This window comes from Oleiphilus sp. HI0128 (assembly GCF_001635365.1).
In genome coordinates, this window is record NZ_LWGG01000746.1 from 1 (window position 1) to 12,713 (window position 12,713).

Sequence of the window (12,713 nt, forward strand, 5' to 3'; positions counted from 1 at the left end):
GGCAAAGACCATAAGCCGAATAAAGTCATCATTGCTCCGGCAGAAGAGCGGAACCAGCGTTTTCTAATTGTCGCGGATAGTTTTTGTGCTAATAAACCGCTGCTCAACATTGAAGGCAGGGTGCCTAGGCCAAAAGCAAGCATGATTAGTGCTGAACCGAAGATACTTGCTTCCAAGCTTGCCCAGATCAAAGCCGAGTATACCAAACCACACGGTAGCCAACCCCACACCATGCCAACCACTAGCGCATCTTTGATTGATTTAATAGGCATAAAACGCTTTGATAATGGTTGAATCAAGGGCCAGAGTTTACTACCTAGTTTTTCAGCCCAGAGTATTCCATTAAACCATTGGCCTAGGTATAAACCCATTAGAATTAACATTGTTGCAGCTAAATATCTGAGAACCTCTAAGGCTGCTAATTGTTTGCTCAGCCAGAAACCAAGGCTGCCAACAATCAGTCCTGCGATGCAATAACTTATAACGCGCCCCAGATTATAGGAGAGTAAGAAGCTTGCCTTGTTTGATGATGAGGTATGTAAACCTAAGGCACTTGCTAAACCTCCGCACATTCCCAAGCAATGTGCAGAGCCTAGAAAGCCAAGCATAAAGGCAGAAATAAGAATACCGGGGTCATTTAGCAAACTTAGTCGTCCGATTTTTCACTATGTTGACTGTCTTTAGTATTCAGGTCTTTCTTTTGAGTTTTGTTGTTTTGCCCCGGGATCATGTCTTTATCATCATCATAGAGAATGCTGTGCGCGGGGCCTTCCAGGTCATCATACTGTCCGTTCTTAACTGCCCAGCCAAAAATGGCAATCGCTAAAGCAACAAGAATGATTGATAGTGGAATTAGAATATACAATATTTCCATCGAAGCTAACTCTTATCTTAAATCAGTTTAATTGGAGCACCTTTCCAACGCTCGCGACTTGTCCATGTTAGCGCTTTAACCTGAGAGAGTTAAAAACAACTAATAAAGAACTCAAGGACATTCCCAGGGCTGCGAAATAAGGTGGAACCCAACCAGCTGCAGCCATCGGGAGCATGCATAGATTATACATGATGGCCCAGGTCATATTTTGCTTAATGATTTTACGTGTTCTCTGCGCGTTTTGGAAAGCTTCGTTAATAACCGTCATATTTCCATTGAGCAGAATAGCGTCTGAATTTAACTTGGTAATGTCGCTGGCTTCGCCCATCGATATTGATAACTTAGCACCAGACAGGACAGGTAGGTCGTTAATACCATCACCCACCATTGTGACCTGTTTGCCTGCGGCCTGTAAACCTCTGACATAGGCCAATTTTTGCTCGGGCGACTGTTTTGCTTTGTAGTTAGCGATGCCGAGTTTAGAGGCGAGAATGGAGACAGAGTCTTGGTGGTCTCCACTTAATATATGAGTGGTGATACCCGCTTCCTGAAACTGTTTGATGCTTTCTTTACTGTCGGAGCGTAAAGCATCATTTAGCATAAATTGCGCAATCAGGTTCTCGCCATCGCTCAGATATAGGCTTAGGCCATTATGCTGTTGTAATGCTTGTTCGCAACTCTGTTTTAGTTCAACGAGTTCTGCATTGCCCAGTACGTAGTGTTGCCCCTGAAAAAAACCTTCGAGGCCCTTTCCAAGATGGTTTGTAACCCTTTCGGCTGGGCTGGTGAAAAATTCAGAAAAAGGCTTGGCGATCGGGTGGCTGGAGTGGTGTTCTAGTGCGGCAGCGATTTCAAGCGCTTTACTTTCTCCGCAGTGACTAAAAAGCTTCACACCAGAAATGCTGAGTTCACCTTTGGTTAGTGTCCCTGTTTTATCAAAAACAATATCGGTAATCTGGTTCATGGCTTCTTGCGCATGAGATTTGGTGATTAAGAAGCCTTTGCTGCGAAGGAATGTGTTGGCACTGGTCATTGCAGTTGGTGTTGCCAGAGATAAAGCGCAAGGGCAGGTAACAACCAAAACAGATAAAACAATGGTGAATACTTCGTCGGGGTTATTAAAGTACCAGTAGAGACCAACGACGCAAGCCGCGAATAGCACACCTGCTACAAAGTGGCTGGCAATTTTATCTGCCATTAATACGGTTTTGGGCTTCTCACTTGCTGCTTTATCAAGGAGCTTAATAATCGCTGCGACACGGCTCTCTTTGGGAGTAGCGGTAATGCGAACGAATAAGGTATTTTCGACATTAGCGGTGCCACCACTTACCTGAGCCCCAAGCGCTTTTTCAATGGGGAGAAACTCTCCTGTGAGGGCTGACTCGTCGACTTTGGAGACACCTTCAATAACCACGCCATCGGCAGGAAATACTTGGCCCTGTCTAACCACTAGTACCTCTCCAATTTCAAGCTGGTGAGCAGGTTTACTTTTTTCGCCATCTTCGGTTCTAATGATCGCTGTTGTAGGCAATAGTTTACCCATTTCGGCATCGCTGTTCAGGTGCTTATGGCGAGTTTGCATTTCCATAAACCGGCCAAGCAATAGGAAGAAGGTAAACATCGCAACTGAGTCGAAATAGACATCGGTCTCAATGCTTGCTTCGCTGTTTATCGTCAGGAAAGCACTGGCAAAAAACGCGGTCAGGATAGCGAGCGATACAGGGATGTCCATCGTTAAATGACGTGTTTGCAAGTCACGTAAGGCCGCTCGAAAAAATGGTAGCGCTGAAAAGCACACAACGGGTATGCACATTAACATGCTGACCCATCGAAAGAAGGAGATAAACTCGGCATCGATACCGCTATAGATGCCTAGATACAAGGGGACTGAAAACATCATGTTTTGCATCGCCGCTATACCAGCGACAGCGATACGAAACATTGCGCTGCGTTTCTCTTTCTCGGCAAGTTGTCTCGCTTTGTCTTCCTGATAGGGGAAGGCTTTGTAGCCTAGCTTGCGTATTTTAATCAGGATTTTGCTTAGCTTGATCTGTTCATTGTTCCAGCTAAGTAGCGCTTTGTGAGTCGTATGATTGATTGATAGATTTATCAGGCCGGGAAGTGAGCTGATTTCGCGCTCTAAGAGCCAAATACAAGCGGCACAGGTAATTCCTGAGATACTAAGTGCAGCATCAGACTGTTTGCCATCTACCGTAACAAAGTCAGTTTGTAGCGCCGGGTCATCATAAAGAAGTAGTTCATCGCGTTGTGCGTCGGTGAAGTCGTCGGGCTTTAATGAGGCTTCAGTGCGGTGTTGATAGAAGTTATCGAGACCACCAGAGACAATGGTTTCTGCGATCGCTAAACAACCATAACAACAAAACGATTGTTGTTCTCCGCCAATCTCAAGCTTTGCGCTAAAGCCTTTTGGAATCTCTTCATTGCAGTGGTAGCAAGTCTTGCACATGTGTTGCCAACCTAGTCCTGCGACTTGCTAGCAGTCTCGTTATTTTCGGTGCCACCTATATTAAGCGTTACTTTTCCTGTCGGGAAGGTGACTTCTTCTCTAATCCGCCAGCTTTCGTCAAAGGCATAGAGGTCGACATATCGACGGCCATCAACTGGTGATGTTAAATCTCCAACAAACTGGCCTGATGGTGTCGGCAGAAGCTTGATAACTTGATCTTGGTCTCCCACGGTTGGGTGTAGAATCTTCAAGGTTAAAAAGGCTTGTTGTTGGAGAGTAGGGTGATACTTGTCACCGACTAGCTCAATAATGATGGCTTGATCAACAATTTCTAAGGTTGGTTTCAAGCCGAGGTCATCCGCCATATTATCTTGTTCAATCGTCTGGTTTATACCCATGCCATCCTTGTAATAGTTGTCGCTAACCAGAGTGTCACGACCAACAACAGCAACAGTTACCATAATGCTGCTGAGTATAACCGAAGCAATAGGTACGCTCAGGACAAACCAAAGCCACGGCTGTTTGAACCATGGTTTTTTAGCTTGTTCATCTTGTGCTGCTTTCATTTCATTACCTCGGTTGTGCTTAGTTAATTTCTATTGTGTCGCTTTATTCAGCGCTGCCTAAAAAGCGGCTTTCGCTTGATGCGACCAAGTCTGGGTTATCTGTAGCCTTGACGGTAATCTCAATATCATAGTGGGTGACTTCCATATGTATGGGGTCGACTTCTATGCTAGTTGGTTGAGTGTATACTTCTCCGGCTTTCACGGATACCGTAGTGGGTGTGGTAATCTTTATCCCTTCAATGCCTTTGACGGTAATGTCAAAATCATGGGGTTCATCGCTCATATTCATAACTTTGAGAATATAAGTGTTTTCGATTTTACCTAAACCCGTTAGCTGGTATAAAGCGCCCCGATCTTTTATTACGTCTAACTCTAGTGGAACACGTGTTGCAACGGAATAGGCAAACGCACCCATCATGCCGAGTAATAATACAGCGTAGGCAATGGCTTTGGGTCTTAGTATATGGCTCTTCTTACCGATGAGGGCATTCTCAGTGGTGTAGCTGATTAGACCTCGGTCATACTTCATTTTGTCCATGATTGAGTCACAGGCGTCGACGCATAAGGCGCAGCCAATACACTCATACTGAAGCCCATCACGAATATCGATGCCCGTTGGACAAACCTGTACACACATGCCGCAGTCAACGCAGTCGCCAAGGCCTTGTTCTTTATAATCAACATTACGTTTGCGGCTTCCTCTTGGGTCTCCACGACCTTTGTCGTAGGAAACAACAAGTGTGTCTTCATCAAACATTACAGATTGAAAGCGTGCATAAGGGCACATGTATAAACAAACTTGTTCACGTAACCAGCCAGCATTCAGGTAGGTTGCAACTGTAAAGAAGCCAATCCAGAATATTGCCCAGGCGTCGACTACACTAAAGGTGAACAGATCTGGAACTAACTCACGAATAGGGTAGAAATAACCGACAAAGGTCAGGCCGGTGCCAAAGGAGACCAATAACCAAAGAGTGTGCTTAAGGGTCTTTTTGATCATCTTTTCAGAGCTGAATTCCGCTTTATCAAGCTTCATTCGTTGGTTCCTGCTCCCTTCAACCTTTTCCTCAATCCACATGAAAATAAAGGTCCAGGAAGTTTGTGGGCAGGTATAACCACACCAGACGCGCCCAAAAAGGGTGGTGACGAAAAACAGACCGTAGGCACAAATGATTAGAAGCAGTGCTAAAAGAACGAACTCTTGTGGCCAGAATGTCATGCCGTAGATATGGAATTTACGTGCAGGGAGGTCGAAATGAACCAGTTGCTGGCCGTTGATTGATATCCAGCAAATTGAAAAGTACATGGCCATCAAGGCCCAGAGTGAAAACTTCCTGATTCGCTGAAAAAGACCGGCAATTTTTTTGACGTAGATTTTTTTTCGAGACTCGTAGAGCTCGACGGTCTTACTGACGTCTGCTTGCTTTGAATCTTGGCCGTAGACTTCCAGTTTCTGCGTACCGGGTTCGATATTTTGGGCTGGGATCTTCTTAGACATAGGCAACGGCTTCCATATCTAGTGGAGGAAAGGTTTCTTTTCTAGAAAGTCTGTGATGAGCAAAGGCTGTCTAGAGAAGAGATCTTATATTCTGTGAGAGTGGGCCTGGCTACTCAGCCAGGCCCACGAGTCTCAGACAGTCTTATTTGTTAGATAAGCTGTAAACGTAAGCTGCAAGTAGGTGAACTTTGTCTTCACCAAGTAGGTCTTTTTGTGCTGGCATTACGCCTGCTCGACCATAAGTGAGTGTTTGATTGATCTTAGATGCCGTGCCGCCGTAGAGCCAAACATCATCTGTTAGATTTGGTGCGCCGACGGCTTGATTACCCTTAGCCTCAGCCCCATGACAGGCTGCACAGGCAGTCTGGTACATCGCTGCGCCGGCATCAACAGCTGCTTTATCATCACTACGTCCACTAAACGAAAGTAAGTAATGAGTCATATTTTGTATGTCAGTTTTGCTCATAGCGGGATTTAAACCTTTGGCAGGCATTTGACCGTTTCGACCATACAGGAGGGTGGTTTTGATCGCGTCTGGACTTCCACCATATAACCAGTCGTGGTCAGTCAGATTTGGAAAGCCTAATGCGCCGCGACCTGTTGATCCGTGACATACTGAGCAGTTATTAGCAAACAAACGCTGTCCTACTTTCATTGCTTCGGCATCTTTGGCGAGTTCTTCAATTGGCTTTGCCGCGTAGGCTTTGAATATAGGTGTGTACTTTTCATCAGCTTCAGCAACTTCTGCTTCCCATTGACCGGTAGAAGACCAGCCTAAGAAACCTTGGAAGTTACCTAAAGTCGGGTACAGCAATGCGTATGCGAATGCAAAAACAACTGAACCGATAAACATATGGAACCACCACTTTGGAAGTGGATTATCGTACTCTTCGATCCCATCGAAGGCATGGGGCATCTTTTGTTCAGTCTCTTCATCTGTAGTTTGGCTTTTTCGGGTGGCTACTAGCAGCCATGTACTACCGATCAAAGTACCGATAATAATGACTGAGACCCATACACTCCAAAAACTAGTCATGTTCTTCTCTCTCTTTTTCGCTCAAGGTACGTTCCGCGATATCGTCATCCTGAAAGGGCAGGTTGGCTGCATCGTCAAAATCTTTTTTCTTTTTGCCGTTATAGGCCCATAAGCATATGGCGACAAAGGCGATCATGACCAAGATGGTAGATAGACCGCGTAACGTGTTGATATCCATAATATTGGTTCTTACTTGTTCTTAAGAACGGTGCCAAGCTGCTGTAGATACGCAACCATAGCTTCGATTTCTGTTTTACCTTTCACCGCTTCTGCTGCACCGGCAATGTCTTCGTCGGTGTAGGGAACGCCTACTGTACGAAGTGCTTCCATTTTCGCAGCAGTACCTTTGTGGTCTACGATAGCTGTAAACAACCAAGGGTAGGACGGCATTTTGGACTCAGGTACAACATTACGTGGGTTATAAAGGTGAGCACGTTGCCAGTCGTCACTATAGCGACCACCAACACGAGCCAGATCAGGACCAGTACGCTTAGAACCCCATAGGAATGGGTGCTCATAAACATGCTCTCCGGCAACTGAGTAATGACCGTAACGTTCAGTCTCAGCGCGGAAAGGTCTGATCATCTGCGTGTGACAGGTGTGACAACCTTCACGAATATAGATATCACGACCCTCAAGTTCTAAAGCGGTATGTGGCTTCAGACCTTCAATGGGGGTTTGCATGTCTTTGTGGAAGAACAGTGGAACTGCTTCTACCAAGAAACCAAAACTGATAGCTACGACAATCAGAGGGATCATCAAGCCAAGGTTTTTTTCTATTATCTCATGATTCATTGACTCTTCTCCTAAGCTGCTTCAGTCACGGTATCAAGTGCTTTCGCATCTTTCTGCTTAATGGTTAGCCAAACGTTCACGGCCATGATAAGCATACCTGACAAGAAGATAGCACCACCAATTGCACGAACAAGATAACCAGAATGACTTGCTTCTAAAGACTCTACAAAGCTGTAGGTAAGGGTACCGTCATTGTTTACTGCACGCCACATTAGGCCCTGCATAATACCGTTTACCCACATTGCGGCGATGTATAGAACCGTGCCGGCAGTCGCTAACCAGAAGTGTAGGTTGATCATAGACGTGCTATACATTTCTTTAATGCCATAAAGCTTTGGAATCAAGTGATAAACCGCACCGATAGAAATCATCGCTACCCAACCGAGTGCACCAGAGTGAACGTGCCCAATAGTCCAGTCAGTGTTGTGAGATAGCGCGTTTACAGTCTTGATAGACATCATCGGACCTTCGAAAGTAGACATGCCATAGAAAGAAAGCGATACAACCAAGAAACGTAGTACTGGGTCAGTACGTAGTTTATGCCATGCACCAGAAAGCGTCATCATACCGTTGATCATACCACCCCATGATGGAGCTAGTAGGACTAGGGACATGATCATGCCCGCACTCTGTGCCCAGTCAGGAAGAGCGCTGTAATGTAGGTGGTGAGCGCCTGCCCATACATATAAAGAAATCAGTGACCAGAAATGAATAATAGATAGTCTGTAAGAATAAACTGGCTTGCCAGTCTGTTTAGGAACGAAGTAGTACATAATGCCCAAGAAGCCTGCCGTCAGGAAGAAACCAACAGCATTATGGCCATACCACCACTGCATCATCGCATCGACAGTACCTGCGTAAGCAGAGTAGGACTTCCAGAACGTGACTGGAATGGCCATGCTATTCCCGATGTGTAGAATCGCGACAGTGATAATAAATGCGCCATAGAACCAATTTGCAACATAAATGTGCTTGGTCTTACGCTTCATTATGGTACCAAAAAAGAGGACGCCATAGGCTATCCAAACTAAGGTGATTAGAATATCGATCGGCCACTCAAGCTCTGCGTATTCTTTTGCGCTAGTAATGCCTAGTGGCAAAGTGATCGCTGCTAGAACGATGACCGCTTGCCAGCCCCAGAACATGAATGACGCGAGGGTGTCCGAGACCAGGCGTGCTTGGCAAGTCCGCTGCACCACATAAAACGATGTAGCAAATAGAGCACTACCCCCAAAAGCAAAGATAACTGCGTTAGTGTGCAGTGGGCGAATACGACCGAAGCTTAAATAAGGTGAATCGAAGTTTAGCTCTGGCCATACTAATTGAGCAGCGATAAGAACACCGACGGCCATGCCGACAATACCCCATACCACCGTCATAATGGCAAACTGTCTTACAACTTTGTAGTTGTAAGTGATTTGGTTGGTCTCTTTGCTCATCGTTGAGGGTCCATTATTCTACATAAAGTGGAAACGCAAAAAATAAGAAATGTAAACCTTGCACACATCGCTTATTTTTTTACTACCTAAGTAATGATTTAGGGGTATGTTAATACCCCCAAATCGGCTAGGCGTGAAGGGTACTGATCAGAAAGGACAAAATCAATCTTTTATCACGAAAGTTAGGGGGGAAAGTTGATGTATATGAACTTGGTTTAAGCCGATGGAATGCGCAAATGACTTATATAATAATGACTTACAAAAAATGAGGTTTAATTTGCTATTTTTTAAGTATCGAGATAGATTTTTGGAGTACAGTTTGCGTTGAATGGAGCAAGACGCAACTGTACTCATTGAGCAGATTGCAGAGAAGATGTTTAAGGCATTTCCAAAACGGTAACTTTTTCTTCTCTTTCTAGCATGAGGTTTAACTTGTCCATCATTTCCTTGCGTTCGTGGGATTGTTGCCATGCTTGCCAATCTTGAGTGCTACGCCAGTTGCAAAGGATGACTCGGTGTCTTGAGTTGGTAATATCTTTTAATGACTCCCCAGAAATAAAGCCCGGAGCTCGAATGGCTTTTTGTAGCGTTTGTTTTGCAGTATCCTCATAGTTTGCTTCCAGTGATTCCGCGATGGATCTTTCGATAATAACCCTAATCATGGCATGCCCCTCCAGTGTGCTGTTGTTTTAAGTATAGATTAAAAAAGAGAGCTAGATGTTACATCAACACCTTTTGGATACTCAAGGTTTGTATTGTCCTGAACCTGTTATGATGCTGCACTCAAAAATTGACGAGATGCAAAGTGGGGACGTGGTCAAGGTAATCGCTTCCGACCCGGCCACTCAGCGTGATATACCAAAATTCTGTCAGTTTCTTGGTCATGAACTGCTCGATCAGAGCCAGGAAAACGGCAATTATATTTATCTGCTGAGAAAAGCCTGAAAGTAGTTCTCATGTCGATGTTTCGAGTTTGCACTTTTCAGATCATGCTCTATCTTTTTAGTATGCACCTTTAATTATTCAAATATAGATTGTCAGGTGCTTGCGATATAAATATTAGCTAAAGTTGATTTGGGTATCTATGACTGACAGTGCTACGGGTAGTGTGAAAGTTTCCGTTAATAATTCTTGTACTACTCTCTATATCAGTGGAAGTTTCGCATTTCATTTGCAGAGCGAATTCCGATCAGCTTACTAAAAGGAGGTTGGTGACAGCCGTCTGGTTCAGGTTGATCTCTATGATGTCGAATACATGGATAGTTCCGGTTTGGGAATGTTGCTGGTCATGAAGAAGTTTCTAGACGGTGCAGGTGTGGCCTATGAGATCGTTCGTTCGCGTGGGCAGACCTATGACCTGTTGAGCATGACGCACTTTAATCAGTATTTCAGCATCAATGGTGAGAGTCCGGCTCCTTCGTTGGCTAAATAGTTTTCTGATTCGGTTAGTACAAATAAAAGAAAAGAGTTGCAGTTATATGCGTGATAATGAAGTAATCAAATGTATTCAGGACTTATTCTTTCAGTCGTGTAAAGACTTGTTTGAAAACCTGGATTGCAATGTAGGCTTGATGGTAGATAAACCTGAGCGCCTTGAAAATTGCCCTATTGCTTGCATTGACGGCGGTTCATCAGATATCGAATTCAAAATCGCTTTGGAGCTTCCTTTGCCTGTACTGGCCTTAACTTACCCAGTGGGTGAGGGGATTACCAAAGTTGAAGAGGACCGCTTGGAAGACTGGATTTCTGAGCTTTCAAACCAGTTGATTGGTCGTTTAAAAACTAAGTTGATAGCGCATGAGTGCTTTATCAGTATTGGTTTTCCGGCCACTTTTTTTGGTGTTAATGTCGATGACTTATTAGCTGAAAACAGTACGATCGATTCATATTATTTTGATATTGATCGTGAAGTTGCAGGATGCAGTATTTCTATTGAGGTATATGATGAAGCCTTATCATTCTGCTTGGAGGCAAATAGCCATGAAGAAGACCAAAATGAAGGTGAGTTAGAACTTTTCTAATATTGCGCTTCAATTTATTGTCTTACCAGCGCCTGCCCCAGGTGCTGATCGAAGCCATTGGCACTAATTTCCCCTACGATTCTCAGATCCTTGATTTCTTTGCCTTTTTTATCAAACAGCAGGATAGATGGTGGGCCGAAGAGGCCAAACCTTTCCAGTAGTGCCTTATTTTCATCTGTATTGTCGGTCACGTCTGCCTTAACGAGATAAAATTGACGTAGCTTGCTGTCGATATTAACAAGCGGAAAAACCTCATTCTCCATTACCTTACAGCTGATACACCAGTCGGCGTAAAAATCTACCAATAGAGCTTGGCCGTTTTGCTTTGCAATGGCGAGATGTTGTTCAAGCCCGGTATTCGAATAAATAGTATTGAAAGGGAGCTTGTTAGGTTTCTGTGTGTTGGTTTGCTGGTTGCTAATCAGAGTTTCCAGGGGGTTGAGTGGGTTTGTGGCTTGAGTAAGTGAGCCAATAAATAATAATGCGGCGTATAAGGCCAGGAGCAAGCCTAAACCTTTAGAGACTCTTTCTATTCCAGGCTTAGCTGCATCAAAAGCACCCATCTGGCTTGCTGTTAGGCCGCATAACAACGCCCATAAAAATAGCGAAACTGACTCAGGGATAACACGGCTAATGAGCCAGATTGCCACGGCAATTAGCATTATGCCGAAAGCGTATTTTACTTTGTCCATCCAGGCGCCGGCTTTAGGGAAGAACTTACCGCCACCTATAGCGATCAGGATTAATGGCACACCCATACCCAAGCCCAGAGCAAATAATGAAAGGCCTCCGATAACTGCGTCTGCTGTACTGCTTATATAAAGTAACGCACCTGCGAGCGGGGCTGAGACACACGGTGAAACAATTAGTGCTGATAGTGCACCGATAAAGAATACGCTGGTGATATGCCCACCATTAAGGTTTTGGCTGGTGGTATTGAGGCGGTCTCTTAAGAAAGCGGGGAGTTGCAGCTCGTAAAGGCCGAACATAGCTAAGGCAAGCAAAATAAATATTGCCGAAAATACGCTTAATACAATTGGGTCTTGCAGGGCTGCCTGTACATTGGCTCCCGCACCGAGCAGTCCTGTCACCACGCCTGCTGCAGCATAGGTTGCCGCCATACCGATAACGTAGGCTAGGGAAAGCATAAAGGATTTACCGACCGTTGGCTTTTGCTGGCCAGCAATAATGCTGGTAATAATCGGGATCATTGGAAACACGCAAGGTGTAAAGGTCAATCCGATCCCGAGTAAAAAGAATATTCCTACAATCGCCAGCAGGCTACTGTTCTGAATAAAGCTAAAGACGCCCGCAGCGTTTTCAAAGTCTGGGCTTTCTTGAGATGAAGGCGTTTGTTGCTGGTTGGGAGCTTGAAGCTTGTTGCTAGTTGTGTCGCTATTACTTTTTTGCGCTACATATAAGACCTTTTCGTGCTTTGGTGGGTAGCACAAGCCTGCATCTGCACAGCCTTGGGAGCTTATTTTAATCTCGACATCACTTAGTGAAGCATCGACGTCAATAGGAAGAGCAATTTCAACGTGCTTATAGAACGCATGAACCAAGCCAAAGTAATCATCCTGTTTAGGCTTTCCCTGGCTAGAAAATTCGGGAGGGCCAAGCTTTACCAGAGGTTCTAATGACTTATCGACAAGGCGGAATTTGAAGCGTTCTTTGTATAAATAGTAGCCGTCAGCTATTTCCCAAGACAGCTTTAAACCATTGTCTGTAGGCGATGAGCGAAATTTGAATGCCTCATCAACCTTTAGGAACTCATTCTGGCTTGATTCAAATAATCCCTTGCTATCTGAGCTAGAAAAACTAGTACCGCCAGAGGAATATGCGTCGGAGGTGAATGTTCCAAGAGTTAGGTAGATAATAACTAATAGGATATTTCTCATACTGGTTCAAAACCTTGCGATTGCATATATTGCACTTTAGATATAAATCTACTGTGTTGGTTCAATCAAAACTGTTAAATAGAACGATAAGAGGCAATAGATTTGTATAAATTCGTAAT

The 12,713-nt window shown here is 44.5% G+C and carries 14 protein-coding genes; 3 read left to right on the plus strand and 11 right to left on the minus strand.

Features of this window, described 5'->3' with window-relative positions; all coding sequences use genetic code 11:
* From A3763_RS09790 to A3763_RS09835, 10 genes are all read right to left on the minus strand, one after another.
* A partial coding sequence (locus tag A3763_RS09790) for a sulfite exporter TauE/SafE family protein (RefSeq protein ID WP_068759999.1) occupies positions 1-644 on the minus strand: 644 nt, incomplete at its 3' end.
* Positions 645-646: 2 nt separating this feature from the next.
* The gene (ccoS, locus tag A3763_RS09795) at positions 647-874 is read right to left on the minus strand and encodes a cbb3-type cytochrome oxidase assembly protein CcoS (protein ID WP_068554477.1); all 228 of its coding nucleotides are present in this window, start codon (positions 872-874) and stop codon (positions 647-649) included.
* A gap of 67 nt (positions 875-941) precedes the next feature.
* On the minus strand, positions 942-3,341 hold the full coding sequence (locus A3763_RS09800; RefSeq protein WP_068554476.1) for a heavy metal translocating P-type ATPase: 2,400 nt from the start codon (positions 3,339-3,341) through the stop codon (positions 942-944).
* Between the two features lie 11 nt (positions 3,342-3,352).
* Positions 3,353-3,907, minus strand: coding sequence for a FixH family protein (locus tag A3763_RS09805; protein WP_068514731.1), 555 nt, complete (start codon positions 3,905-3,907; stop codon positions 3,353-3,355).
* Positions 3,908-3,950: 43 nt separating this feature from the next.
* Positions 3,951-5,405 carry a cytochrome c oxidase accessory protein CcoG gene (ccoG, locus tag A3763_RS09810; RefSeq protein WP_068514732.1) on the minus strand — a complete coding sequence of 485 codons (1,455 nt, stop codon included), beginning with the start codon at positions 5,403-5,405 and terminating at the stop codon, positions 3,951-3,953.
* A 142-nt stretch (positions 5,406-5,547) separates the two neighbouring features.
* Complete coding sequence (gene ccoP, locus A3763_RS09815; protein WP_068509683.1) at positions 5,548-6,441, minus strand: cytochrome-c oxidase, cbb3-type subunit III; 894 nt, start codon at positions 6,439-6,441, stop codon at positions 5,548-5,550.
* Positions 6,434-6,619, minus strand: a complete 186-nt coding sequence (locus tag A3763_RS09820) for a CcoQ/FixQ family Cbb3-type cytochrome c oxidase assembly chaperone (protein WP_068509685.1) — start codon at positions 6,617-6,619, stop codon at positions 6,434-6,436. Before A3763_RS09820 ends, ccoP begins: the two co-directional genes overlap by 8 nt.
* An 11-nt stretch (positions 6,620-6,630) precedes the next feature.
* Positions 6,631-7,236 (minus strand): cytochrome-c oxidase, cbb3-type subunit II, encoded by a 606-nt coding sequence (gene ccoO / locus A3763_RS09825; protein ID WP_068514735.1) that lies wholly within the window; start codon positions 7,234-7,236, stop codon positions 6,631-6,633.
* An 11-nt stretch (positions 7,237-7,247) separates the two neighbouring features.
* Complete coding sequence (ccoN, locus tag A3763_RS09830; RefSeq protein ID WP_068514738.1) at positions 7,248-8,675, minus strand: cytochrome-c oxidase, cbb3-type subunit I; 1,428 nt, start codon at positions 8,673-8,675, stop codon at positions 7,248-7,250.
* A 377-nt stretch (positions 8,676-9,052) separates the two neighbouring features.
* Positions 9,053-9,337 carry an antibiotic biosynthesis monooxygenase gene (locus A3763_RS09835; protein ID WP_068509864.1) on the minus strand — a complete coding sequence of 95 codons (285 nt, stop codon included), beginning with the start codon at positions 9,335-9,337 and terminating at the stop codon, positions 9,053-9,055.
* A 55-nt stretch (positions 9,338-9,392) separates the two neighbouring features.
* Here A3763_RS09835 and tusA point away from each other — a divergent pair, with 55 nt between their 5' ends.
* From tusA to A3763_RS09845, 3 genes are all read left to right on the plus strand, one after another.
* Positions 9,393-9,620, plus strand: a complete 228-nt coding sequence (gene tusA, locus A3763_RS09840; protein WP_068509866.1) for a sulfurtransferase TusA — start codon at positions 9,393-9,395, stop codon at positions 9,618-9,620.
* A gap of 277 nt (positions 9,621-9,897) precedes the next feature.
* The gene (locus A3763_RS28560; protein WP_255374988.1) at positions 9,898-10,107 is read left to right on the plus strand and encodes an STAS domain-containing protein; all 210 of its coding nucleotides are present in this window, start codon (positions 9,898-9,900) and stop codon (positions 10,105-10,107) included.
* A 46-nt stretch (positions 10,108-10,153) separates the two neighbouring features.
* Positions 10,154-10,696 carry a hypothetical protein gene (locus A3763_RS09845; protein ID WP_068514739.1) on the plus strand — a complete coding sequence of 181 codons (543 nt, stop codon included), beginning with the start codon at positions 10,154-10,156 and terminating at the stop codon, positions 10,694-10,696.
* 14 nt (positions 10,697-10,710) lie between these two features.
* Here A3763_RS09845 and dsbD read toward each other — a convergent pair whose 3' ends face one another.
* On the minus strand, positions 10,711-12,594 hold the full coding sequence (dsbD, locus tag A3763_RS09850) for a protein-disulfide reductase DsbD (RefSeq protein WP_068514744.1): 1,884 nt from the start codon (positions 12,592-12,594) through the stop codon (positions 10,711-10,713).
* Positions 12,595-12,713: the final 119 nt, after the last annotated feature.